This is a genomic window from Vibrio sp. 070316B (assembly GCF_013114115.1).
In the GTDB taxonomy this organism is placed as follows: Bacteria; Pseudomonadota; Gammaproteobacteria; order Enterobacterales; family Vibrionaceae; genus Vibrio; species Vibrio chagasii_B.
The window spans coordinates 340,687-365,133 of record NZ_VTYC01000001.1; the positions used below are offsets into that span (position 1 = coordinate 340,687).

Annotated in this window: 25 protein-coding genes; 13 read left to right on the forward strand and 12 right to left on the reverse strand. The window is 44.8% G+C overall.

Going from position 1 to position 24,447, the window contains the following annotated elements; all coding sequences use genetic code 11:
- The first annotated feature begins 112 nt into the window (after window positions 1–112).
- The 3 genes from F0251_RS01610 (at window position 113) to F0251_RS01620 (ending at window position 3,546) form a co-directional block, all read left to right on the forward strand.
- A complete protein-coding gene (locus F0251_RS01610) occupies window positions 113–1,729 on the forward strand; it encodes a methyl-accepting chemotaxis protein (protein ID WP_061031733.1) in 1,617 nt (538 codons plus the stop codon).
- 156 nt (window positions 1,730–1,885) lie between these two features.
- On the forward strand, window positions 1,886–2,584 hold the full coding sequence (locus F0251_RS01615) for a TIGR01621 family pseudouridine synthase (protein WP_061031732.1): 699 nt from the start codon (window positions 1,886–1,888) through the stop codon (window positions 2,582–2,584).
- Window positions 2,585–2,592: 8 nt separating this feature from the next.
- The gene (locus F0251_RS01620) at window positions 2,593–3,546 is read left to right on the forward strand and encodes a class I SAM-dependent methyltransferase (protein WP_061031731.1); all 954 of its coding nucleotides are present in this window, start codon (window positions 2,593–2,595) and stop codon (window positions 3,544–3,546) included.
- Between the two features lie 80 nt (window positions 3,547–3,626).
- Here the strand turns inward: F0251_RS01620 and F0251_RS01625 are convergent, their stop codons facing one another.
- From F0251_RS01625 to F0251_RS01645, 5 genes are all read right to left on the reverse strand, one after another.
- Window positions 3,627–4,247, reverse strand: a complete 621-nt coding sequence (locus F0251_RS01625) for a CDP-alcohol phosphatidyltransferase family protein (protein WP_061031730.1) — start codon at window positions 4,245–4,247, stop codon at window positions 3,627–3,629.
- A complete protein-coding gene (locus F0251_RS01630; protein WP_061031729.1) occupies window positions 4,237–4,887 on the reverse strand; it encodes an ATP-binding cassette domain-containing protein in 651 nt (216 codons plus the stop codon). The genes F0251_RS01625 and F0251_RS01630 overlap by 11 nt, the downstream gene beginning before the upstream one ends.
- A complete protein-coding gene (locus F0251_RS01635; protein WP_061031728.1) occupies window positions 4,853–6,553 on the reverse strand; it encodes an ABC transporter permease in 1,701 nt (566 codons plus the stop codon). Before F0251_RS01635 ends, F0251_RS01630 begins: the two co-directional genes overlap by 35 nt.
- Before the next feature lie 5 nt (window positions 6,554–6,558).
- Window positions 6,559–7,725, reverse strand: coding sequence for an ABC transporter substrate-binding protein (locus F0251_RS01640; RefSeq protein WP_171730167.1), 1,167 nt, complete (start codon window positions 7,723–7,725; stop codon window positions 6,559–6,561).
- Between the two features lie 428 nt (window positions 7,726–8,153).
- Entirely contained in the window at window positions 8,154–8,600 is a 447-nt protein-coding gene (locus F0251_RS01645) for an META domain-containing protein (RefSeq protein WP_004734625.1), read from the reverse strand.
- A 188-nt stretch (window positions 8,601–8,788) separates the two neighbouring features.
- Between F0251_RS01645 and F0251_RS01650 the strand changes: the two genes are divergently transcribed.
- Window positions 8,789–9,052 (forward strand): DUF1289 domain-containing protein, encoded by a 264-nt coding sequence (locus tag F0251_RS01650; protein WP_081090307.1) that lies wholly within the window; start codon window positions 8,789–8,791, stop codon window positions 9,050–9,052.
- A 108-nt stretch (window positions 9,053–9,160) separates the two neighbouring features.
- A complete protein-coding gene (locus F0251_RS01655; protein ID WP_171730168.1) occupies window positions 9,161–9,328 on the forward strand; it encodes a hypothetical protein in 168 nt (55 codons plus the stop codon).
- 40 nt (window positions 9,329–9,368) lie between these two features.
- Here F0251_RS01655 and F0251_RS01660 read toward each other — a convergent pair whose 3' ends face one another.
- From F0251_RS01660 to F0251_RS01670, 3 genes are all read right to left on the reverse strand, one after another.
- Window positions 9,369–9,671, reverse strand: coding sequence for a thiamine-binding protein (locus F0251_RS01660; protein WP_171730227.1), 303 nt, complete (start codon window positions 9,669–9,671; stop codon window positions 9,369–9,371).
- Window positions 9,672–9,795: 124 nt separating this feature from the next.
- Window positions 9,796–10,017: a hypothetical protein gene (locus F0251_RS01665; protein WP_008222442.1), complete on the reverse strand. Its 222-nt coding sequence runs from the start codon at window positions 10,015–10,017 to the stop codon at window positions 9,796–9,798.
- A 277-nt stretch (window positions 10,018–10,294) separates the two neighbouring features.
- Entirely contained in the window at window positions 10,295–11,563 is a 1,269-nt protein-coding gene (locus F0251_RS01670) for a DEAD/DEAH box helicase (RefSeq protein ID WP_061031725.1), read from the reverse strand.
- Window positions 11,564–11,772: 209 nt separating this feature from the next.
- On the opposite strand from F0251_RS01670, the gene F0251_RS01675 reads away from it, so the two are divergent.
- Both F0251_RS01675 and F0251_RS01680 read left to right on the forward strand, forming a co-directional pair.
- The gene (locus F0251_RS01675; RefSeq protein ID WP_171730169.1) at window positions 11,773–12,399 is read left to right on the forward strand and encodes a LysE family translocator; all 627 of its coding nucleotides are present in this window, start codon (window positions 11,773–11,775) and stop codon (window positions 12,397–12,399) included.
- Between the two features lie 269 nt (window positions 12,400–12,668).
- On the forward strand, window positions 12,669–13,025 hold the full coding sequence (locus F0251_RS01680) for a PilZ domain-containing protein (RefSeq protein ID WP_105059290.1): 357 nt from the start codon (window positions 12,669–12,671) through the stop codon (window positions 13,023–13,025).
- A gap of 181 nt (window positions 13,026–13,206) precedes the next feature.
- Here F0251_RS01680 and F0251_RS01685 read toward each other — a convergent pair whose 3' ends face one another.
- Both F0251_RS01685 and F0251_RS01690 read right to left on the reverse strand, forming a co-directional pair.
- Complete coding sequence (locus F0251_RS01685) at window positions 13,207–14,331, reverse strand: carboxypeptidase family protein (RefSeq protein WP_171730170.1); 1,125 nt, start codon at window positions 14,329–14,331, stop codon at window positions 13,207–13,209.
- Between the two features lie 135 nt (window positions 14,332–14,466).
- Window positions 14,467–14,742: a nitrogenase-stabilizing/protective protein NifW gene (locus F0251_RS01690; RefSeq protein ID WP_019824239.1), complete on the reverse strand. Its 276-nt coding sequence runs from the start codon at window positions 14,740–14,742 to the stop codon at window positions 14,467–14,469.
- Window positions 14,743–15,048: 306 nt separating this feature from the next.
- On the opposite strand from F0251_RS01690, the gene F0251_RS01695 reads away from it, so the two are divergent.
- The 3 genes from F0251_RS01695 to F0251_RS01705 all read left to right on the forward strand — a co-directional run bounded on the left by F0251_RS01695 (window position 15,049) and on the right by F0251_RS01705 (window position 18,969).
- Complete coding sequence (locus F0251_RS01695) at window positions 15,049–16,143, forward strand: NapC/NirT family cytochrome c (protein ID WP_061031721.1); 1,095 nt, start codon at window positions 15,049–15,051, stop codon at window positions 16,141–16,143.
- Window positions 16,144–16,165: 22 nt separating this feature from the next.
- Window positions 16,166–18,613 carry a molybdopterin guanine dinucleotide-containing S/N-oxide reductase gene (locus F0251_RS01700; protein ID WP_171730171.1) on the forward strand — a complete coding sequence of 816 codons (2,448 nt, stop codon included), beginning with the start codon at window positions 16,166–16,168 and terminating at the stop codon, window positions 18,611–18,613.
- Between the two features lie 143 nt (window positions 18,614–18,756).
- Entirely contained in the window at window positions 18,757–18,969 is a 213-nt protein-coding gene (locus F0251_RS01705) for a TIGR02450 family Trp-rich protein (RefSeq protein ID WP_026084164.1), read from the forward strand.
- Window positions 18,970–19,018: 49 nt separating this feature from the next.
- Here F0251_RS01705 and F0251_RS01710 read toward each other — a convergent pair whose 3' ends face one another.
- Window positions 19,019–19,756, reverse strand: a complete 738-nt coding sequence (locus tag F0251_RS01710) for an HAD-IIB family hydrolase (RefSeq protein ID WP_061031719.1) — start codon at window positions 19,754–19,756, stop codon at window positions 19,019–19,021.
- 700 nt (window positions 19,757–20,456) lie between these two features.
- Between F0251_RS01710 and proV the strand changes: the two genes are divergently transcribed.
- From proV to proX, 3 genes are read left to right on the forward strand one after another with little or no spacing between them, the layout of a single operon-like run.
- A complete protein-coding gene (gene proV, locus F0251_RS01715) occupies window positions 20,457–21,644 on the forward strand; it encodes a glycine betaine/L-proline ABC transporter ATP-binding protein ProV (protein ID WP_061031718.1) in 1,188 nt (395 codons plus the stop codon).
- Between the two features lie 3 nt (window positions 21,645–21,647).
- Window positions 21,648–22,742: a glycine betaine/L-proline ABC transporter permease ProW gene (gene proW, locus F0251_RS01720; RefSeq protein ID WP_105059296.1), complete on the forward strand. Its 1,095-nt coding sequence runs from the start codon at window positions 21,648–21,650 to the stop codon at window positions 22,740–22,742.
- The gene (gene proX, locus F0251_RS01725) at window positions 22,735–23,742 is read left to right on the forward strand and encodes a glycine betaine/L-proline ABC transporter substrate-binding protein ProX (protein WP_017065372.1); all 1,008 of its coding nucleotides are present in this window, start codon (window positions 22,735–22,737) and stop codon (window positions 23,740–23,742) included. The genes proW and proX overlap by 8 nt, the downstream gene beginning before the upstream one ends.
- Window positions 23,743–23,952: 210 nt before the next feature.
- On the opposite strand, the gene F0251_RS01730 is transcribed toward proX, so the two are convergent.
- Window positions 23,953–24,327, reverse strand: a complete 375-nt coding sequence (locus F0251_RS01730) for a nuclear transport factor 2 family protein (protein WP_061031716.1) — start codon at window positions 24,325–24,327, stop codon at window positions 23,953–23,955.
- Window positions 24,328–24,447: the final 120 nt, after the last annotated feature.

The following is a 24,447-nucleotide window of genomic DNA, read 5'->3' on the forward strand; positions in this document are numbered from 1 at the left end:
CTTAATAATCGATAAAAAATAATCGTTGGTATTCACTAAAGTTATCCGTCTGGTAGACGATATGTTAAATGTTAAGGCTGTATAAGCTGTCGTTTATTTAGGTAGGTGTTGTGTGAAATTATCTGTAAGAAAAAAGCTTTATGCTGGGTTTGGCTCAATTTTGGCGGTGCTTGTTACCTTAGTTACCATCGTCTGGTTTGAAGTCATTGATGCCCATAAAAGCGCAGATGAAATTAGAATGGACGATGTTCCGGGTACTGTTACCTACCTTGTGCTGATTGATGAAGCGGGTGATGTATACCGAGATGCGCTGGGTGCAATTACACTGGTTGATAACGCACTGAATGACTATCGCACTAATAAGAGTGAGTTCGCTCAGGCTATTGAACAGGCAAAACGCTTGGAAAGCAGAGGCTCTGAAGATCATCGCCGTATTCTGCGTATTGAAGAGTTAATGGGACGCTTCACCCAAGAGTTTGAATCTAAGCTTGTGCCTAAGATCAATGATCAGTATGAGCTACTAGCCAACATTCAACAGCTGCGTTCTCTATACGAGACCAACTTGATACCCATTGAAAACTTGCTGGATCAAGCATCTGCAAGTGAGCGAGCGGATACCGAGCAGTCGCTACTGATACTCACCGATACGTTTACTACTATTGAACGCACTATCATGGTGTTGTCTGCGATTGCTATCGTCTTCGGTTGTGTGATTGCGTATGTGTTGTCTAGCTCGATTACTAATCGCCTGACTCGTGTTGAACAAGTAGCACGCCGCGTGGCAAATGGTGATTTAACAGCTGGTGATATTGTGGATGACTCTGGTGATGAGTTGGCAGATTTAGCGACGTCGATCAACCAGATGCAAAAATCATTGGTCGACCTACTGGGATCTATCTCTTCTGTAACCCATGAAGTTCAATCTGTTACTGGTGAGCTATCTTCTATTAGCCAAGACATCGTAACGGGCGCTTCTGCTCAAGCTGATAAAGCGAACTTGATTGCAACGGCTGCTGAAGAGTTAAGCTTGACCATTTCAGAAGTGGCGCAGCAGGGAACGTCTACGTATGAAGAAGCACGCCGCTCTGAAACCTCTGCTGAAGATGGCCGTAACGTGATTGTCGAAATGGTGGCGAGTATTCAACAAGTGTCGACTCAAATGAGTGATATGTCACTACAAATGAATACTTTGGGCTCTCATGGTGAGCAGATTGGTAGCGTTATCAAAGTTATCGAAGACATTGCTGAGCAAACTAACCTGTTAGCGTTGAATGCGGCGATTGAGGCGGCACGTGCGGGTGAATTCGGTCGTGGTTTTGCTGTGGTTGCCGATGAAGTACGCGCGTTAGCGGAGAGAACGACCAAAGCGACACAAGAAGTGTCTGGTATTATTCAGTCGATTCAGTCTGGCACTCAAGAGGCGGTGACTTATACCCAAGATAACTGCCGCTTGGTTGAGATTGGTGTTGAGCAAAGCTCTGGTGCGGTTTCTGCCCTAGAAGCGATTGTAAGCGGTGCAGGCAATGTACAAAGCATGGTGAACTCTATTGCGACCGCAGCAGAAGAGCAGACAGCTGTGACGAAAGAAATTGCTGCAGATATCACGGCGATCAGCGATATCTCTGAGCAATCCTTGCAACTGGCAACGCGTAGCTCAGAAAATACTTCAGGTCTGAACGAGAAGGTTGCGGAGCTAGAAGCCTTGGTCGGTAAGTTCAAGCTCGCTTAGTTTCTATTTATAGGGGGTAAAACCTACCCTTGAATGCTGACAACGAGAAACAAGCCCAACGATTCAATCTTTATTGAGCGAGTTGGGCTTTTTCGTTGCTGGAATCTGGATTCAGACACGGTATACTCCACCCTCTATAACGGAGCTAGCCTTTACATGTTCGATATTCTTCTCAATCACTCTGATTTTTTACTCATCAATAAGCACCCTGGAATCAGCGTCCACAAAGACGATGGTGATACCATGTTGCTTCAAGAAGTCGCTAAGGCAATCAATGAGCCTAAGCTGTATCTCGTTCATCGTCTTGATAAAATGACTTCAGGTATTCTGTTATTAGCCAAGAGTGCATCGGCGGCTAGTGAGCTTTCACAACTATTTGCTAAGCGCGAAGTGGAGAAGTACTACTTGGCGATTGGCTCTAAGAAGCCGAAGAAAAAACAGGGTTTAATCTCTGGGGATATGGAGCGTTCACGACGCTCTAGCTGGAAACTCTTAACAACCAAAGAAAACCCAGCGATAACTCAATTTCTATCAGCAGCGGCTGAACCTGGTGAGCGACTTCTTTTATGTAAACCCTTTACAGGGCGCACGCACCAGATCCGCGTGGCGATGAAGTCGATAGGCTCAGCCATCGTTGGTGACCCAATTTATAATCCATCGAGTGAGGCTGACAGAGGTTATCTGCATGCCTTCGCGATTCGATTTACTTATCAATCACAAGCCTACCAATTTGTCTGTGACCCAAGGAGCCTACACTCTTTAGGCGAGAAGTGGCACCAAGAAACCGTATCTAACGGTTTGAACGGTTGGCTTGAACCTTGGTCATTAAGTTGGCCAAAGCTAAATACTAAGTGAGTGAAATAATGGAAGCATCTGCTTTACCTGTATTTTTTGAACATATCGAACAACAGCTAAACGAAGTACCTAACGAGCTACGTCGTATTTTTCATGGTCGTGGTAAGTTTTGGCCAGGCCTAGAACAGATCACATGTGATTGGGTCGATGGCCAATTATTGGTGAACGTGTTTAAAGAGATTGATGACGCGTTTTTGTCATCGCTTAAAGACGGTTTGCTAGCGCTGACCAGCAAAGACATTTGGCAAACCAAGCAAGGTACAAGCATCGTGCTTCAACACCGTTACGCTGACGGCGCACCTTCGGAAGTACTGTGGGGTGAGCTTAACGACTCTCCAGTGGTTGTTGAGCATGGCCTTAAGTATCAGCTAAACATTGGTCGTAACCAGAATTTTGGTCTGTTCCTAGACATGCGCAATGGTCGTCAATGGGTGCAAGATAATGCCAAGGGTAAGAATGTTCTTAACTTGTTCGCATACACTTGTGGCTTCTCTGTGGCTGCAATTGCGGGTGGCGCTCGTCAATGTTTGAACGTTGATATGTCACGTGGCTCACTGAACAAAGGCCGTGATAACCACCGTTTGAATGAGCATGACATGCGCTCTGTGAATTTCCTTGGTTACGATATCTTTAAGTCGTGGGGAAAAATCAAGAAGGGCGGTCCTTATGAGTTGGTGATCATCGACCCACCTTCGTTCCAAAAAGGCAGTTTCGCGCTGACTAAAGACTACAAAAAGATCTTACGTCGTTTGCCAGAGCTTCTAACGGAAGGGGGGGAAGTGATCGCGTGTGTGAACTCACCAGCAGTGTCACCTAACTTCCTTATCGAGACGATGGCAGAAGAAGCGCCAAACGTTGAGTTTATTGAACGCTTAGACAACCCACCTGAGTTTGTGGATGTCGACCTTGATTCAAGCCTCAAAGTACTGAAATTTAGAATTAACACGTCTGCTGATGCTTAATTGAACCTCAGCATTAGAAAAGAAAACGCCACTCATATTGAGTGGCGTTTTTGTTCTTGTTTGTGTCGTTTGTTAGACCGCTAACTCTCTTGCTGAGTCTTAAGAGTTTGGAACCCAAAATAGATACGCATAAATGTGGTGAGCCAACATGCTGCACCAAAGGTATAGGCGATAACAGCAAAGTGTTGTGGCCAAATACAAAAGGCAATGAAACAGGCGATGGTCTCTGTCCCTTCGGTTAGGCCAGACATGTAGTAGAGAGACTTGTGCTTGTACACTGGATTCTCAATACCTCGTTTGCCCGCCATCACCGCAAACGCCAAAAAGCTACTGCCTGTACCGATAAAAGAGAAGATCAAAAATGCGCCGGCAATGGCGTTGTGTTCTGGATTGGCAATCACGAAACCAAAAGGGATCAGTGAATAGAAAAGGAAATCTAAACTGATGTCGAGGAAACCGCCCGCATCACTGATACCTTGGATTCGAGCCAAGGCGCCATCAAGCCCATCACAAACTCTGTTGAAAATGATGAAGCCCAACGCCCACTCATATTGCTCAAACGCTAACGCCGGAAACGCCAAACAACCGACCAAAAAACCGAATAGGGTGATTTGATTAGCGGTAATACCGACTCGATTCAGTACTTTTGCAGACTGGTGTAATGGCCACTTGATGACCTTTATTGAGTACTTATCCAGCATGGTTGCTTCTCCATGGCCAAGAGAGTACTTGAGCCCCTTGAGGCACATCTGCTTCGTCGTGCGTCACCATCAGGGTTGGGATATTAGCTTTGGTTAATTGCTCAAATACCCAGTCTCGAAATTGTGCTCTGAGCTCTTGGTCTAACTTACTGAATGGTTCATCAAGTAGAGCCAATTTAGGCTTCGCCAATAACATACGAGTTAAACTGATTCTCGCTCGTTGGCCACCAGAAATCTGATCGGGAAAAGACTCTGCTAAGTGTGTCAGTTCAATGTCTTTTAACGCTGCCATGGCTTGCTGTTGGCGAGCAGAGCCTTTAACCGAATTAGGTAGTGAGAATGCCAAGTTTTCCCATACTTTTAAGTGAGGGAACAATAGATCATCTTGAAAAAGAATACCGACCTTACGTTGGTGTGATGGGAGATCGTCCAGTTGAATGTCATTCAAAACAACACTTCCAGAATACGAAAACTCTTCATTCAAGTGGCCTGCGATGGCGTCCAATAAGGTGGATTTACCGCAACCGCTCGGTCCCATCAATGCCAGTATCTGGCCCGATTCTAATGTTACATTTAGCGCTGAAAACAGCGATTCGCCATCGGTTTTACGGATGGCGAGGTCGTTGAGGTACAGACTCATTACTTAAGAAACCTTTGAAAGTAAGACGGCGATATCTGAGTTGAAGTCGGCTGACTAATATCGCTAAAGAGAAAAAGAACAGAGGCAACAAGGCCTGCCAAATAGCATAAATGGCGGTCACTCTACGGTCGAAGCCGCTCGTTAGGGCGACAGATTCTGTGGTGATGGTACTAATACGCCCTGCACCTAGCATCAGTGTTGGTAAGTATTGAGCCAAACTCACGCTGATACCAACGGCCCACGCAAAGGCAATGGCAGGTAATAAGATAGGTAGCTTGATGGAGTACCAGCTTTGAAATGGCGATTTGCCCAAGCTGAGTGATGCTTTAATAAGTCCATCGTTGAAGCTTTTCCATGGTCCATCTAAAGATAAATAGACAAATGGGAAGGCGAAGAATACGTGCGCCCAAATCACCCAGAATTCATAGGCATTACTTCCTACATACAGCGTGGTGACTTGCATACCAAATAATACCGATAGCTGTGGGATCAACATCGGAATTGCGATAACAAAACCAGGCACTTGCCACTTGTATTTGATTCGGTACTCATGAGCAATCAGTGCAAGGACCAGCGCAACTGAAGCTGCGATTAGACCAATCCATAAGCTTTGACCAACGGTACTCATGATGCCATCCCATTCAAATTCCCAAAAGCGCATGCTGTAGCGACTCGGAAGTAAGTCAGGGAAGCGCCAACGTTGAGCCACGCTCCAAATCATCATCAAAGGAATGATTGCGAGTGATAGTGTTGCCAAAGCTGTGAATACGGTTTTTCCTGGTAGTTTAATGCCTGTTCGCCCCGAATATTGCCAAGCTCTAAAGAACTTCAATACAGCCCATTCAATGAAGCGGGCTAAGGCGATGATCAAGGACGCTAAGCCAAACAGAACAATAGCGCCAGCCGCTGCTCTCGGCAGTAGGTTAAGATCGGGATCGTTAAACCATTGCCATACTAAAACGGCAAAAGTAGGCGGGTTAGTTGGGCCAATGATTAGCGCAATATCGACAACCGATACGCTGTAAGCGAGCACCGCTAACATTGGGAAGCGAAGCTTGGTGAACCATTGTGGGAAAATGCACTTCCACCATATCTGTGAGCGACTATAACCCAATGAAGCACTCACCTTAGTAATACGCTCAACGTCAATTTGCTGAAGTATCGATATACTCATGAGCAATAAGAAAGGCACTTCTTTAAGTGCCAACATAATGATCAAGCCAAATGCATACGGATCTTTTACGAGTAACGCTAACTCGGAACTGGTCGCGGATTCACCAAGCAAATGATGCACAGCTCTCGCTCCGAGACCTGTCGGGCTAAATAGAAAAGCAAAGCCAATGGCGAAAGCCACATGGGGAATAGCCAGCATAGGTGAAAGGGTCAGTTCGATCTTTCTCCAAAATCGGTTTCTCCACGAAGCTTGGAGAATACAAAAGGTAAGAAAGCATGCGATGTAGCTGCTCGCAATCGCAGAACCAAGACTCAAACCAATAGAGTGCCAAGCGCCTTCCCATTGGAATACTTGGCTAAAACCGTTGAGAGAGGGCTCCATCAACCCTAAGGGCGGGATATAACTGAGTGACGAAGCCACTACTCCCGCTACCCCAGGAATTGTTGGGATAATGCATACCACTATAACGACAAAATATAGAGCACGTAGCATCGAGCTTAGTTACCGTATCGTTTTAGCCACTCTTTCTCGAGTGCGTTTTGCCAGCTTGGGTGTGGTTCATCAATCGATTTAAATTGCTGAGTATTCTTAGCGCTACCTGTTAGGTACTTGCTGCTCAATACTGAAGGGTCACCCCAAACATTGAGGTCACCTTTGCGCGATTGTGCTTCTGGGCTTAACAAGAAGTTGATGGTCACTTGTGCGCCTGCGGTAGCATTGGCATTCCAAGGGATCGCAAGGAAGTGGATATTAGATAAAGCACCGTTTTCCAACGCATAAGCTTTGGTTGTTTCTGCTAAACGACCACTTGATTGCGCTGAATACACAGAGTTTGGATTGAATGTAATTGCGAGGTCGAGTTGTCCGTCATCCAAAAGCTGAATGCTCTCTGATGTGCCTGCAGGGAATTGTTTACCACCGCGCCATGCAACTTTGTGGAATTTATCTAAGTAAGCCCATAATGGTGCAGTGATCGCTTGGAAGTTCTCTTCTGAAACAGGCTTCGCGAGTTCAGGGCTGTTGTTGGTTAGCTCAATCAGTAAAGACTTAATAAAGCTAGTACCATGAAATTCTGGTGGGCGAGGGTAGCTTAAACGGTTAGGGAATGCCTGAGCGTAGCTCAACATCTCTGAAAACGATTGTGGCGGATTGTGCAGTGTTTCTTGGTCGTGAATGAACACCAATTGCCCAACGCCCCAAGGTGCTTCTAGCCCTTCCGTTGGTTCAGAAAAGTCGACATCAATGGGTAAAGACTTATCGACGTACTTCCAGTTAGGAAGGGATTCTGTAAATGGCCCAAACAACAGTTTGTTGTCTTTCATTGAACGGAAGTTCTCACCGTTGATCCAAACGATATCGACACTGCCTTCGCTATTCTTACCTGCGGCTTTCTCCGCAAGTAGGCGAGTTGCTGTTTCAGCGATATCTGTGACTTTTACATGTTTTAACGTTACGCCATAGTCACTTTGTAACTTCTTGCCTGCCCATTGTAGGTAACGGTTGATCTCTTGGCTTCCGCCCCAAGCGTGAAAGTAGACAGTTTGTCCTTCTGCCTGCTGTTCTATTTTATTCCAGCTATCGGTGGATGTTGCTTCATCAGCATAAATGGTTGCGCTGTAGGCAATGGTTGCCATGATTCCTAACGTACTTACTATCTTGTTCATAAACTTTTCCATTTGGTAGTGAACGGGCAAGAGCATTGTGTTTTCGAACTCCCTTGGCCATGTCGACCTTTCGTGGCTAACGAAAGATCAACACGGCATAATAGTTATTCTATCTGTTTCTCAAATAAATTCTAATTCAACAGTAAATTCAATCAATTACTTGAGAAGACCTAGGGAGTTCTCAGTTGAGTTTTGTTCAATGTGTAGTTATCTATGAAACTCAACAGACTCTGGGCTTTTGCCATCCTAGCAACAGACCGTTGAAGCGTTGAATTTATTGCATCTAAATGAGCGATTTTTGAGGTTTGTTGGAGGTTGGTACGAAAAATCGGCGATGAGCGTCAATTTTGAAGAAGTAGTGAGGGCAAGCTGACAATAAAAAAGGAGCCATCGGGCTCCTTTAATCAGTATTTGGTTTCGATGACGGATTAGTTTACCCAGTCACGAATTGTGTACGTAAGCGTGTGTACATCGTTTTTCAGTACTAGCGTATCGTTTGTTAGCGTTACGTCACTCCACTCACTTAGAGTGGCAGAAACCGATTGTTCGATTTCCATCGCAGAGCCATGACACATTTTCATTGTCATGCCCATTTGCTTGATACGGAATTGACCGTCTTTCAACTCGCCTTGACCAAAGAAGTTGTTACAACCAGCCATGCCGTTTGCAGTCATCTTTTCACCGATCTCTAGACGAGGAGCTGCTTGGTCTTCGCTTTTCACAATGTCCTTGCCATCAATTTGCGCAAGTTCCCAATTATGGTGCTGTAGATCGGTTGGTGTTACTTGCATCGCGTTGTCACCTGTTGTTGTGCATGCTGCTAACATCATAGGTAAAGCGGCTACTGCTAGTAATTTTTTTGAACTAAACTTCATATTATAAGGCTCCAAAGGAAAGAACGAAGTTACCGAATAAGTGTAACTTGATGGGTTGAAAGTATAGTTTACAAAACACTATATGTGTCAGTATAAGGTCATAGTTTAGTATGGATTTCGTAGGCGTGGCGACAACTTAATCGCTTATTTTTGAGATAGTAAGCGTAATTTTGAATGTGTAAGGAGGCATGGTGGAGCAGTTAGAGTTTTTCCAAGTTCCAAGCCCTTGCGTTGGGGTTTGCTCAAGTGATGACAAAGGCTATTGCAATGGTTGTATGCGCAAAAGAGAAGAGCGCTTTAATTGGATGTCGATGACTCCCGCAGAGCAATTGCACGTGATAAAGCTGTGTCGTCAGCGCTATAGACGAAAAATAATGAAGCAAAAAAACTTGGTTGGTAAACAGGTCGACGAAGAGGGAAATACAAGTCCCCAAAGAGATCTTTTTGGCTAAAGAGGATGTATTAAGATTTTATTTAACTCCGAAGTAACTATTACTTTACATAATGGTTGGGGTGTAATATTAAGATAGGTACCTTTGTACCAGAGGAGTGGTGTCGGTATGAATAAAAAGAACGTAAAACTCAAAACAGAGCCCGTCAAAGCACTGGACCGAAAACCGATTGGGGCGAAAGATGCCCCTGAAGAGAGCCCACGAGATTGGCACTCGATGTCAGAAGAAGAGCGAATGGAAATCCTTTCTCACCTTTCAGACATGCCTTTTCAATAACACCACGGGTTCTTCAGAGCCTTGCTTTAATGGCACTTTCTCAGACAAACATATGATTTGCTTTCGTCACACCCCGATGGTAAGTGCAAAATGTATCATCGGCCTCGGTGGTTTTACTGTGGATCTTAATGTTTGTGATAACTTCTACAGCCCCTGCATCGTAGCAAGCTTGTTCTGCTTTTTTTACGATATCGAGTAATTGGTTAAGTTCACCTTTCATCGTGGTTTCCATCGCACCGACTTGGGAAGGCACATCGGCAGCTTTCACAACTTCAATAGCTTTATCAACCACTTCGAAGTTGTTGCCTTCTTTAACGCGAGGGATCACTTGGAAGGCAACCATCACTTCTTTTTCTCTTTTTAACTCAGACACTTTCTGCTTACTCAATGATTGGAAGTGGTTGCAGATGATAGGTTAATGCGGAGATTAATTCTACAGCAGCAAAGCTGGTGGGTTTTTCTTGGTTTTATTTACTACCCCAATGATCGCTAACCCAGCCACCAATGTGTTCGTCAAAATGATTACCACTGAATCTTTGGTTGCGTTCAACCGACGTATCACAATCTTCTTTGTTATCGATTAGGGTTTGAATGTAGTTTGCCATCGGGTCATTGGAACGTTGACGATCTCGGCGAGTTGCCACTTCCTTTATCAGTTGTAATCGATATGTAGAGCTAGCACGTTTCATTTCAATGACCTCCTGGTTTTAGACACTAATAGAAAAATCTAGTTGCCAGATATAGGGGCGTCAACGTGTTCAGAAAGTATTTTTTTTGAGCGACCAAGAATCAATACCTTGCCTTCGTAATTCATAAAAATGTCATCTAACGAGCAGCATTATTGTCATATTTAGGTCTAGGAAGCGGCTATTTGAAGCGCAAAAAAGCCCAGAAAATTCTGGGCTGAATTTAATTGAAATGACAGCCTCTAAGTTTGAGCACTGAGGTTGACTCGTTGCTATCGCTCTACTTTGATCTCGTTGGCTTAGCGCTGTTGGATCTAGAGCTATTCGGTTTGCTCTTAAACTGTTTGACGCTCTTCTTTTTCGCCGTTCTGCGGTTTGCCATTTTGTCTTTCGGTGGGCGCTTACGAGCCGTTGATTCTGATGCTGGTTTGTCTGTGACTGGGAAGCCTTCCAATGACTGTAGCGGCAGTGTTTTGTTGGTTAAAGTGCGAATGGCAGTGAGGTAGTCAGTTTCACTGTGGCTGACCAGCGAGATTGCACAACCAGTACTTCCTGCTCTCGCCGTTCTTCCAACGCGGTGTACATAAGTCGCTGCATGAGGCGGTAACTCAAAGTTAATGACAATAGGTAGCTGATCAATATGGATGCCACGAGCCATAACATCGGTCGCGATAAGCACACGGGTATCACCATTTTTGAAGCTGTCTAACGCCTGCGCGCGCTCTTCTTGGCTCTTGTTACCATGTAATGCACTCACGCTGATTTTGGCTTTGTTTAACCGTTTGGTTAATGCGTCTGCATTGTCTTTCGCGCCCATAAACACCAATACTTGTGGCCATGGGTTCTGATTGAGCAGTGCGATTAATGCCTGAGCTTTACTGCCTTTGTTTACTAGATACAGTGTTTCTTCAATCGTTTCGACAACGCTGTTTTCTTGATGCGTTGTGATCTTCTCTGGGTTTGATAAAAGCGTTTCAGCCTGATTAATCAACTCTGGAGGAAGTGTCGCTGAGAATAACAGTGATTGGCGTTTAGTCGGCAGAGCTGCGGTGATCGCTTGAATATCTGGCCAAAAGCCCATGTCGATCAATCGGTCAGCTTCATCTAAAACCATTGATGTGCATTGAGTTAACTCCAACTCGCCACTTTTAATGAGTGCAAGCAGGCGCCCTGGTGTAACGATAGCGAGCTGAGGTGTGGTTGATAATTGCTGCTGTTGTTCATCTGTATTCACACCGCCCGTGAGCGTTACTGTTTTGATACACAGGGCGGTTGCGATCGGTTGTAAAGACTCAGTCACTTGAGATGCTAGCTCGCGCGTTGGAACGATGATCAGTGCTTGCAGTTTATTCGAATCTTGGTCGATGTTGTTTAGCAAAGGTAAGCCAAAAGCCAATGTTTTTCCGCTGCCTGTTTGCGCTAATGCAAGTACATCTTTTCCGGAAACAATCTTAGGAATGGCCGCTTGTTGTATCTCCGTCGGCTTATCGAATTGAGATGGGATAGCAGCAACGGTTTTTACTTTAAGGCTTAGGTTATCAAATGACATAAATGAACCAAGTATCGAAAGGGAGATGAAGTCTAACAGGGCTAGAAATGTTAGAGAATCAGTTTTGTTTGCTTCACGGTGAAGGTATTTATTATATGCGCTAATTTTGTAAGTTAAACATACGAATTAATTAAGCGTTTATCATATTGTAATGGTATCAATTGGACGTACAATGTCTGCCCTAAAAACCTTCACTGTATGAGAACAAAATGAGTTGGGATAGTATCTGGCTGTTCATTGTTATTGTCTTTTTTATTGCCATTATTCCAGGACCGAATGCATTGCTTGTGTTAAGCACAGCGTTGACTCAAAGGAAGCTGTTCGCATTTGTGAATGTGTTAGGCGTGTCATGTGGTTTCTTTTTCCACGCTTTTATCTCTGCAAATGGTATCAGCCTGTTATTGTCGAAAACGCCAATGGCATTTGAGGGGCTGAAGTGGGCGGGTGTGTTGTATCTTATCTGGTTAGGTTACAACCATTTTCGTGCGGCACTGCGTGCTCAAGAGGGCGTGCTTTCTGTCGTGAGTGCATCCGGGAGCAAACTCTATAGCCAGTTTTTTAAAGGGCTACTTACGAATCTGCTTAACCCGAAAATCGTCCTGTTTTATCTATCGATCTTCCCTCAATTTGTGACTACAGATGCAATTGTCTCCGACAGCCTGATTCTTGGCGGGATTCAGGCAATGGTTGTTTCAATGTGGTTCTTAGTTGTGATTTTAATGGCAGATACCTTCAAACGCTTGTTGGTTCAAAAGCGCACCTCGCAGATGATGAATATTGTATGTGGCGTGCTATTTGTTGGGTTCAGTATTCAGCTGGCTTTATTTCAGCTTTAGGTTTTATGATCTTTTATGAGGTATTGAGGCTGAGATGATACGACTCATATCTCACTTTTTAGTGAATCATAGGGAATCCGTGACTCTCTACACAAATGCCTAAAGCAATAACGCATAATGTCGATATAATAGTCAGTTATTAGTTTGGTGAATATCTAAGTTGAGTTACAAACTGGGGGCGGAAGGCTATTCGGCTGTTCGATAGTTACGAATAGTTGAAATGAACGGCCAGTTTGCTACTGCGAATAAACAGAGACAGGGAGTCACAGATGAGTGAAAAGTCATTCATTCAGAAGCGCAAATATTACCGTTTGAAGTACCCACACAAGGCACGTCCGGTGATGCGAATTAAGGATGAGCTTTTTCACGTCAGTGAGGTTTCTGAAAAGGGTGTTCGCCTTATGATGCGTAATATCATCCCGGTATATCGTGGCTTCTCTATGGCAGGTACTTTGAGGCTGCACGGAAACAACAGTGTCACTATTAGTGGTGCCGTGTTACGCCAAGAAGGCGATGAAGTGATTGTTAAGTTATCACAAGGCCCAAGTTTTAAGGATATGGTGTCTGAGCAAAGGCACATTCGAAAGAAGTACCCAGTCTTTTTTGCAAGCCTGAGAGTCGCATAACGGCGTCTAGAGCTGGGTGGCTCAATCAATCGTTAATCATAAGCAAACATTAAAAAGCCCAGCACTTTAGCAAGTGCTGGGCTTTGTTCTATCTATAGGCCTGCTTTTGATAGCCAAGACTCTTGTTGCCAGATTTTTATAGATCTAGGCTTATGAGTAAAGCTAGGGCGCGTAGTTAGCTTTATAGCTCGTCTACTGTTGCCCAAACTGCCGCTAGCATGTCGTGACCAAACGCAACACTGCGCTCTGGAGACCAGCCGTAAAGTTCGTCAGCGTGGCTGATGTGATCTTTAAATGGCATCTCGACTGTGTAAGCCAAACACTTGAACTGCTCACCAATCCAGTTTGTGCCAACTGTCATGTTCGCTTTTCCTGGCTCGTCTTTATCGTAACCAAACTCATCTTGGAACTCTGGTGTAATCGTGAGTAGTGCTTGCTTGAAGTGGTTTTCTAGCTTCGCGATGCGCTCGTTGTAAGAAGGTGTACCTTCGCTACCTGCTACAAAGTTATATGGAATCGCTTCGTCGCCATGAATGTCTAGGCACAGGTCTACGCCCGTTTCTAGCATGCGCTCGCGAACAAGGAATACTTCTGGGCTACGTTCCATAGAAGGTGATTGCCATTCGCGGTTCAGGTTAACGCCAATCGCATTAGTACGAAGGTGACCGCGGATGCTGCCATCTGGGTTCATGTTAGGAACAACGCGGAATACTACGCTGTCTAGAAGAGAGCGACCTACCGTGTCTGTTTCGTCAAGTAGGCGCTGAAGCAGGCCTTCAATCAACCATTCAGCCATTGTCTCGCCAGGGTGTTGACGACCAATAACCCAAATGTTTTTCTTCTCTTCACTTGGCTCACCAATGGTTAGCAAAGTGATGTCATTGTTGTCTAGCGTGTGGCCCAAAGTTTCAAGCTTACAAGCTGGGTGCGTTTGCGCGCTGTGCAGAAGATCTTGGTGACGATCGTATGAGTACGGTGCAAAGTACGCGAAGTACATTGAATCGTGCTCTGGAATGATGTCGAAGCTTAATGTATCGCCATCGAACTGAGATGGGATACGAAACCACTCTTCGCGGTCATATGATGCAACCACATCGTAGTCCTTCCAGCCCTCAGGGTAAGCCGATGTTGCCAGTTGACCGATTTCAAAGTGGTGAGCTTGTTGAGTTTCACTTTCTAAACGGAAATGGAACCACTGAGAGATTTCAGTCTGGTTGTCTGCTGGGATAGTCAGTTGAATGTTTTGTGGTGAATCTGCAGAAACGACGTGAATGTTGCCGCTTTCGAAATTGCTGAAAATTTTCATTGTAGTTTTTATCTCGTAGTTGAGTTGCCGTAAGACTAGCACACTTTTTTTCGAGCAAACCACTAACTGAATCGTAATGAGATGTTATTTCAACTATCTATTTTCTAGTTCTCTATTTTGGGCTGCACTTTCCAACTATCGGCGCTGGCAAGTGGTACACCCACGACAGGCAGAACGTGTGTGGCGATCTAACTTGCTACGTTGCACCTTGCAATAAGCGTTTTTTAGCGCTCTTCGTCCAGAAAACCAATCATCAGGTTTCGCAAGAATCAGATAACCATTAAATCGCTTAACGAGTTCGATTCTGTTTTGCTCGATGAACTTGCTATCAAACCCAATTTCAAAGTAATCAAGCGCTTGTTCGATGGAGGTGAAGCTCGCTATTTTTTGCTGGAATTCTGTTTGGTTCATGGAGTGAAGAGTTTATGAAAAGAGTTAGCCGACATTGTATTAGATTTACAATTTACTTCTTTGATTTGGGAGCGAGTTTAGTGTCTTTATTGTTGGATTAATCAGTTATTGAAATCTAACGTGAGCCTTGTATTTGCATGGTAATTGGGTTGTTGGGGCGCTAATTTTTAAAAGTGACATCAAGCTCTCAGAAAGGTTCATTTTTTGTTCCTCAGGTTGCGATTGATGATCCAAATCAAACAGATCTACCCCTAAAGTACTATTCTGATCTCAATTGTAACCAATTGTTGAAGATGATTAAGAATTATGACAATAAAAAAACGTTATATCGCACTAATAGCGGCGGTTGGTATAGGCATTGGCTGGTTAACCTTAGGGGGAACTGCAGCCGTTATGCACTATACATCGAGCACTGAGTTTTGTGTTTCTTGCCACACGATGGAAGCACCTCACAAAGAATACCAAGGTTCAGTTCACTTCAGTAACGCAAAAGGCATTCGAGCTGAATGTGCCGATTGCCACATCCCAACGGATCCGATTGACTATGTGATCACCAAAGTAAGAGCGTCTAAAGACATCTACCACGAATTCATCTCAGGTAAGATCGACACTCCTGAGAAATACGAAGCACATCGTGAAGAGATGGCTGAAACAGTATGGGCTCAATTCCGTGAGAATGACTCAGCGACGTGTCGCTCTTGTCACGAATTCGATGCAATGGAAGAGTTCGAGCAATCTCGTGATGCGGCGAAAATGCACGCTTATGGCCAAGAGAACAACCAAACGTGTATCGACTGTCACAAAGGCGTCGCGCACTTTGCTCCTGAAGCTCAGCTAGACAGCAAAGCGTTCGATACCCTGATTGCCTTTACCAAAAACACGCCAGCGGATGCGAAAGTGGTTTACCCAGTAACCGACATCGCAATGGGCGAATTCGGTAGCGTAAACCCAACGGCCGAACTTGAAGTGGTTAAAGCTGAAGGCGACAACCGTACGGTGACTCTGAATGCGTTCCAAATGAAAGGCGCAGAGCAAGTGCTTTACTTCGGAGAAGGTCAACGTGCAATCGTTGCGACACTGACAGACAAAGGTCAAGAAGCACTGACTACCGGTGAATACGAAGCCGATGCTTACGGTAACGAGTGGCGTTCTGTTGCGTTAACGGGTGACATTACTGATCCAGTTGTCGATAGCCTAGACCCAATCTGGTCTTACGCAGAAGAGTTGGACAATGTTTATTGTGCAACGTGTCACGCGAAGATTCCTTCAAACCACTTCACCGTGAATGCTTGGGGACCTGTTGCGAAAAGTATGGGCGACCGTACCGACATTTCTGAGCAAAACCTTGAGCTGCTGACTAAGTACTTCCAAAACCACGCGAAAGACGTTGTTGGTCACTAAAGAGAATTAGAAGGATAAAATTATGACTAATATGACCCGTCGTGGATTTATGAAAGGCACAGGTATCACTGCTGGTGCGTTGGCATTCACATCCTTGACGCCGATGAGCGCAATGGCTTCTGACAAGCGCGGTTCTGGTGTTCTAACATCAGGCCGTATGGGACCAATGCTGTGTGAAGTGAAAGATGGCAAGTTAGTGTCAACCACGAATGCACTGGCACAAACCGTTCCAAACAGCCTACAAACTACAGGCCCTGACCAAGTACACACTAAAGCGCGTGTTAAATACCCTATGGTTCGTAAAGGCTACTTGGCCAACCCATCGGCACCTGAAGGTATACGTGGTAGCGATGAGTTTGTTCGTATATCTTGGGATGAAGTGTACAAACTGATTCACCAACAACACTCACGTATTCGTAAAGAGCACGGAGCAGAATCGGTATTTGCAGGTTCTTACGGTTGGCGTTCAAGTGGTGTGTTACATAAAGCGCAAACACTTCTACAACGTTACATGAGCATGGCTGGTGGTTACTCTGGTCACTTAGGCGATTACTCAACAGGTGCTGCGCAGGTCATCATGCCGCACGTGGTCGGTTCGATTGAAGTATACGAGCAACAAACGACTTACCCGGTAATCCTTGAGCACAGTGATGTGGTGGTACTTTGGGGTCTAAACCCAATCAATACTTTGAAGATCGCTTGGAGCTCAACAGACTGTGCAGGTCTTGAATTCTTTCACCAGTTGAAGAAATCGGGCAAGACAGTGATCGCGATTGATCCAATGCGCTCCGAAACTATCGAGTTCTTTGGCGATAACGCTGAGTGGATTGCTCCGCACCCAATGACTGACGTAGCCATGATGATGGGTATTGCGCACACATTAGTGAAGCAGGGTAAACACGACAAAGAATTCTTGGGCAAATACACAACAGGTTATGACGTATTCGAAGCTTACCTAATGGGTAAAGAAGACGGCGTTGAAAAATCTGCTGAGTGGGCGTCTGAGATCTGTGGTGTGCCAGTGAAGCAGCTTGAACTACTTGCTAATATCTTCAGTAAGAACCGTACTATGCTGATGTCTGGCTGGGGTATGCAGCGTCAACAATACGGTGAACAACGCCACTGGATGTTGGTTACGCTAGCGACAATGCTAGGTCAAGTTGGTTTACCTGGTGGTGGTTTCGGTCTTTCTTACCACTACTCAAACGGTGGTAACCCTGCTCGTGATGCTGGTGTACTTCCTGCTATTTCAGCGTCGCTTGGCGGTGGTTCATCGGCGGGTAACGACTGGGCAGTTTCAGGATCTGTGAATGCATTCCCTGTCGCGCGTATTGTTGAAGCGCTAGAAAATCCGGGTTCAAGCTACCATCACAATGGCCACAACCTAACGTTCCCAGAGATCAAAATGATCTGGTGGGCAGGCGGTGCAAACTTTACTCACCACCAAGATACCAACCGCTTGATCAAAGCGTGGCAAAAACCTGAGCTGATTGTTATCTCAGAACCTTACTGGACAGCAGCAGCTAAACACGCGGATATTGTGTTGCCAATTACTACATCGTTTGAACGTAATGATATGACGATGACAGGTGACTACAGTAACCAGCACCTAGTGCCAATGAAGAAAGTCGTTGAGCCTCAAGGTGAAGCGCGTAATGACTTCGATGTGTTTGCGGACATGTCTGAGTTGCTTGCTCCGGGCGGCCGTGATGTGTACACCGAAGGCAAGACCGAAATGGAATGGCTATACGGTTTCTACAAAACAGCACAGCAAGGCGGTCGTGGTCAGCGCATCGTAATGCCTAACTTCAGCAAGTTCTGGGATGATAACCAACTCATTGAGATGAAGTGGAACGAGAAGAACGCACAGTTTGTTCGTTACGCTGACTTCCGAGAGAATCCAATCATGAATCCACTAGGTACACCAAGTGGTAAGATTGAAATATTCTCGAAAACGATTGAAGGTTACAAGCTTGATGATTGTCCTCCACATCCAACTTGGATGGAGCCAACAGAGTACACCGGCAATGCTAAAGATGGCGAACTGCAATTGATGACAGCGCACGCGGCGCACCGTCTACATAGTCAGTTCAACTACGCGAAGATTCGTGAAGAGTACGCGATCGCAGACCGCGAGCCGATTTCAATCCACCCTGAAGACGCAAAAGTGCGTGGCATTAAAACGGGTGATTTGGTTCGTGCACACAATGGTCGCGGCCAAGTATTGGTTGGCGCACTAGTGACTGATGGCATCAAACAAGGCTCTGTATGTATCCATGAAGGCGGTTGGCCAGATTTAGATAAAGATACAGGCCTATGTAAAAACGGCGGCTGTAACGTACTTACGTTGGATATTCCGACCTCTCGTTTGGCAAATGGTTGTGCAGCGAACTCTGCACTTGTGAAAATTGAAAAATACACAGGCCCAGTATTAGAACTGACAGCATTTGATCCACCTAAAAATGGCTAATCTTTAACGAGAAATAGCTAATTGAACGAAGCCAGCCTAACCGCTGGCTTTTTTTATGATCTTTTTTGCGATGGAAAGACTATTACTGTGTGTCGAGTAGACACCTGATAATAATCAACGACATCAAAGCAAGAGAGAATCCCATGAATCGGATCAACCCAAAGAAGTTATTTCGCAGCAAATGGACAGCCGTTAGTCCTGTGAAGAAAGAAAAGCACTTTATGGTCACAGAAGTCGAATTTGATGAAGGGGAGGTCGTGCGCTGCATGATAGAGGCGGTAATGACCAAACGAGAAGAAGACATCAATTGGCGAGAGCTTACTGACAATCAAAATTGGCTTCCAGGCTGGAAGTAGGGCCGGAAGCCTGTTTGATTCGAATCTGGTGTTAATGGCGAACTGGCGTTTATCGGATATTCGACGCTCTCATTTGCCAGTACTTGAGCCCCTCTAACACACCCGCAGCGTGTGTTGCGGTGCTGGTGTATACATTGTCTCTATCGGACAGATGAGCCACCTCTGGATAATGGTTAGCGACTAAGATCGAATTTACACCCTCTATCGTTAGCATGGATGTGTCGTTCGCAGAGTCGCCCGCGACACACACTTCCTCTACGCTCAAATCATGTTGCTTGAGTAGATGATGAATCGCAGTAGCCTTATTGACCCCCTTTGGTGTGATGTCCAAATACCAGTCGTGGGAGTAGGTGAGATGCACATCCAACCCGTGCGACTCCAAACTTGATTCGATCAACTCATGTTGAGGTTCAGACAGCTTCCCTTCAAAAGTAATCTTGTAATCACCTTGATGATTTTCAAAGCGTTCGCCCATAAAGTCGAGTGGTGCGAGTGCTGTCTCGACCTTGGATTTGTTCCACGATGCTTCTAATCGGTTGTGCCAAACATGATCGGGTTTTTGGGAATGAACGTGATGAATTCTAGTGCCAACATCGCTGATAATGCTGTGTGGTTTAGGGTAGTTATCAGACGCCAACCCAACTCGAATTGACGGCAGAGTTCTTCCTGTCGCAATGATAAAACGGATATCAGGTTGCTCGGTTAGGTAGTCAAATAACTGATTAACACCATGAGAAGATCCTCCATCCAGCGTCCCGTCAAAGTCACACACCAGCATTTTTATCATTCGAATTCCTTGTCTTTTTCTCTCATTCATCGCGGGAAAATGTCTATTTCTTTTATAAAGAATGGCTCAGCAGTGAGCACTCTACAAGTTGTCTTGTGGCTTAGATAATCGATATTGAACAGTTTGCAGCAAGTATCACAGTTGGTGTGATGTTTTGAAATTCTGGGTTGAAAAACTCGATTTTGTCTCGTTGGTTTTAGTCGATTCCCCTTTGGTTTTTAGGCTAAATACGAGTGGTGTATTTGATCTTTACAACAGGTTGGATGCTTGCATCTAAAACGTCATTAAATCTTAATAAATAGTTTGTATTCGAATTATTTGTACACGAACTATTTGGTCCTATTCTTGGTCTGTTTCGCGTATTAATTGCTCAAATGTAAAATAAATATTCAATAATCTATCAGTAAGCAATACATAATGTTGCAAGCGGTCTTGTTGTTTTAATGTCTTTTGTTTTCAGTGTTTTGGGTGTTTTCTGCTTTGTTTTTAATCATTAATTTCTCTGGGGGGTTGGTGGTTTTGTGGGTGAGTTACAGTACGAGCCCCCTTGATTTACATTGATTATTTACTTAGAGTGCTAATCGTTTTTTGAGTTTAAATAAGTAATTATTTAAATTTAAATAACCGTTTTTAAGTTTAAATAACAGTTTTTAAGCTTAAGTAACTATAAGTTTAGATAACTAAGAAAGGATTAGACTACATGGATCCCATACTGGAAGTTAAGGGACTGTACAAGGTGTTTGGTGAAGACACCGACCGCGCTTTTACGATGATTAATCAAGGTGCGGACAAAGACAAAGTTTTCGAAGAAACAGGTCTAACGATCGGCGTTAACGATGTTTCTCTTAGTATTCAAGAAGGCGAGATTTTCGTCATAATGGGACTGTCAGGATCTGGCAAATCAACCCTAGTACGCCTTCTTAACCGCTTGATCGAACCTACCAAAGGCAATGTGCTTCTTCGAGGCAAAGACATTGCCCACATCTCAGAAGATGAACTCCGCGAAGTTCGCCGCAACAACATCTCGATGGTTTTCCAAAATTTCGCTTTGATGCCGCATATGACGGTTATAGAGAATGCTGCGTTTGGTCTAGAGCTTGCGGGTATTGAAGTTGAACAACGAAAGCAGTCAGCACTTGAAGCGCTAGAACGTGTAGGTCTTGGCGCATATTCAGAATCTTACCCAGATGAACTATCTGGTGGTATGAAGCAGCGTGTTGGTTTGGCTCGTGCACTAGCATGTGACCCAGATATTTTGTTGATGGATGAAGCGTTCTCGGCGCTCGATCCTTTGATTCGTACAGAAATGCAAGATGAGCTTATTCGCCTTCAAAATGACGATAAACGAACCATTGTTTTTATCTCGCATGATTTGGATGAAGCGATGCGTATCGGTGACCGAATAGCGATTATGCAAAATGGCGAAGTGGTTCAAGTAGGTACTCCAGACGATATTCTTAATAACCCAGCCAACGATTATGTCGAAGCTTTCTTCCGCGGTGTGAACGTGGCAAGCGTGCTTACTGTGAAAGACATTGCGCGTAAGAAGCCAGCCGCGGTATTTAAAAAGTCAGAACACGATGGCCCGGCGTCCGCTCTGCAAATTTTAATGGATAACGACCGCGAATACGGAATCGTAGTTGAGAAGAGCAGCCGTTACTCTGGCATTGTCTCTATTGACTCGCTTCGTAAAGCTCACAAAGAGAACAAATCACTCGTCAGCGCGCAGCTCGATGATGGATTAACGCTGAACCCTGATTTACCAATCAATGATGTGCTTGGCCTAGTTGGTGGTGTGCCTTACTCAGTGCCTGTTGTGGATGAGCAAGGTAATTACTTTGGCGTGGTAACTAAGTCACGACTGTTACAAACATTGGATAAGGGGTAGATCATGTCGTCTGAACAAACAAATAATGACCCATGGTCTCAATCGGCTCCTGCAGCTCAACCTGCAAGTGATCCTTGGGGTCAAGCAGCTGATACCTCACCATCAGCAGATTGGTTAAGCAGCGAAACAGTTGAAGCGACACCTTTTGATCCACTGAACCCTTTTGCAGAGGCAGTTTTGCCTGTCGACACTTGGGTAGAGTCTGGACTGAATTGGTTAGTTGAGCACGGACGCCCATTATTTCAAGCGATCCGTGTGCCTATCGATTTTATTCTAAGTTCATTTGAAACGGCGTTGGTGTCTACGCCAGCCCCATTCATGTTGATCATTCTGTTTTTAGTCGCATGGCAGTTTTCAAACTTGAAGCTTGGCGTTGCAACGGCCGTATCTTTGACTTTCATTGGCCTGATTGGTGCTTGGTCTGAAGCAATGACCACACTGTCACTGGTCATGACATCCGTATTCTTTTGTCTATTGATTGGCTTACCCATGGGTATATGGCTCGCCCGAAGTAACACGGCAGCCAAATTCGTGCGCCCAATTTTGGATGCTATGCAAACCACACCAGCCTTCGTTTATTTAGTACCGATCGTAATGTTGTTTGGTATCGGTAACGTTCCGGGTGTAGTAGTGACCATCATATTCGCACTTCCTCCTGTTGTGCGTTTGACCATCTTGGGTATTCAGCAAGTACCGGAAGAATTGATCGAAGCGGGTCACTCATTCGGTGCAAGCAAAAAGCAGATGCTTTACCGAATTCAACTGCCACTTGCATTGCCAACTATCATGGCGGGCGTGAACCAAACACTGATGTTGTCGCTATCTATGGTGGTTATCGCATCAATGATTGCGGTAGGCGGTTTAGGTCAAATGGTACTGAGAGGTATTGGCCGTTTAGATATGGGACTGGCCGCTGTTGGTGGCTTAGGTATCGTTATCTTAGCCATCTTATTAGACCGCATCACCCAAGTACTGGGTGTCAACGCTGGTAATACAAAATTACGCTGGTATCGCATGGGACCTGTTTCCCTTGTACTGAATGTACTTAATCGCGGTAACAAATCAGAACTTCAATTAAGGAAAAACACCAATGAATAATTCATGGAAGAGTAAACTCGCAGTAAGCATCGTTTCTACATTAGCGGTATCGACTAACGTGTGGGCAGCAAGCCTACCGGGTGAGGGCGTATCAGTTCAGCCTGTTCAATCGTCTGTAGCGGAAGAGACGTTCCAAACATTGATCGTTAACCGTGCTCTAGAAGAACTGGGTTATGACGTGAAATCAACTCAAGAAGTGGATTACAACGTAGGTTACACCTCAATTGCAAAGGGTGACGCAACCTTCCTAACAGTAGGTTGGTTCCCGCTTCATGCTGACAAATACACAATGGCTGGTGGTGATGAGAAATTCTACCGTGAAGGCCAATATGTAAGCGGCGCTGCTCAGGGTTACCTAATTGATAAGAAAACGGCTGAAAAGTACAACATCACTAACATTGGTCAATTAACAGACCCAAAAATCGCGAAGCTGTTTGATGCGGACGGTGATGGCAAAGCAGACCTAACAGGCTGTAACCCAGGTTGGGGTTGTGAGATGGTGATTGAACACCAACTTTCAGCGTTCAAACTGGACGATACGGTGACTCACAACCAAGGTAACTACGCTGCAATCATTGCAGATACTATTTCTCGTTACCAAAAAGGTGAATCAATCCTTTACTACACGTGGACACCTTACTGGGTAAGTGGCGTATTGGTGCCTAACGAAGATGTAGTTTGGTTAGAAGTTCCTTTCTCAGCACTTCCTGGCGAGCGTTCGAACGTGGATACGACGTTATCTAACGGCAAAAACTACGGCTTCGAAATGAACTCAATGCGCATTATTGCGAATAAAGAGTTTGCTAAGAACAACCCATCAGCAGCGAAGCTTTTTGAAATCATCAAACTTAACATCAATGATGTAAGTGCTCAGAACATGATGATGAGTAAAGGTAAGAACAGCTCTGCGGATATCGAAGCGCACGTAAATGGTTGGATCAAAGCGAACCAAAGCACGTTCGATGGTTGGATTACAGAAGCGAAGAAAGCTGCACTGTAACTTAGACTTGGATTTGTTCTGTCTTACCAGACATTTTGATTTGAAATGATGAGCGTGTTGAGTGATTGTGTAGAGTCACTCAATCACCTTCAAATCAAGTGAAATGGCGACAAGAGTGAACATTAAAAAGCCAGCAGTCCATTTGGATTGCTGGCTTTTTGTTTTCTGTTTCTATTTTGAGGTTTGAGCTTCTAGCCTTTAATTACAGCTCTAGCGTTCACCTTGAACTTCGAAGTCATCGCTGACAAGACGAGCTTTACCATCTTCTTGTACTGCCCAGTGTTCACGGTGTACAACACCAAATGCTTTATTCATTGTCCAACTAGCAGTAAGGATGTAGCCGCCTTCTGGGTGCTCTTCCCATTTCACGTCAGTGTAATCAACGTCTTTGAAGCCTTGGTCTATGATACCTTGCCAGAATGCTTGAATCGCTTCACGACCTTCAAAAGTACCAAATGGACGAGCTTCCATTACGCAGTTCTCTGTATATTGGTCTGCACAACCTTTCGCGTCTTGGCTGTTGAATGCTTTTTGCCATGCGTTAATGCCTTGCTTACATGCTTCTAAAATTTGGTTGTTTGACATTGTTTTCTCCATAACAGTCTTGTTTCGAGCACTGTCTTTTTGATTTGGTATCTCGATAAGTTGAATTGAGTTTAGTCTTGGAAATTGATTTGAAAAACAGAGATAATAGAAAATACTGTT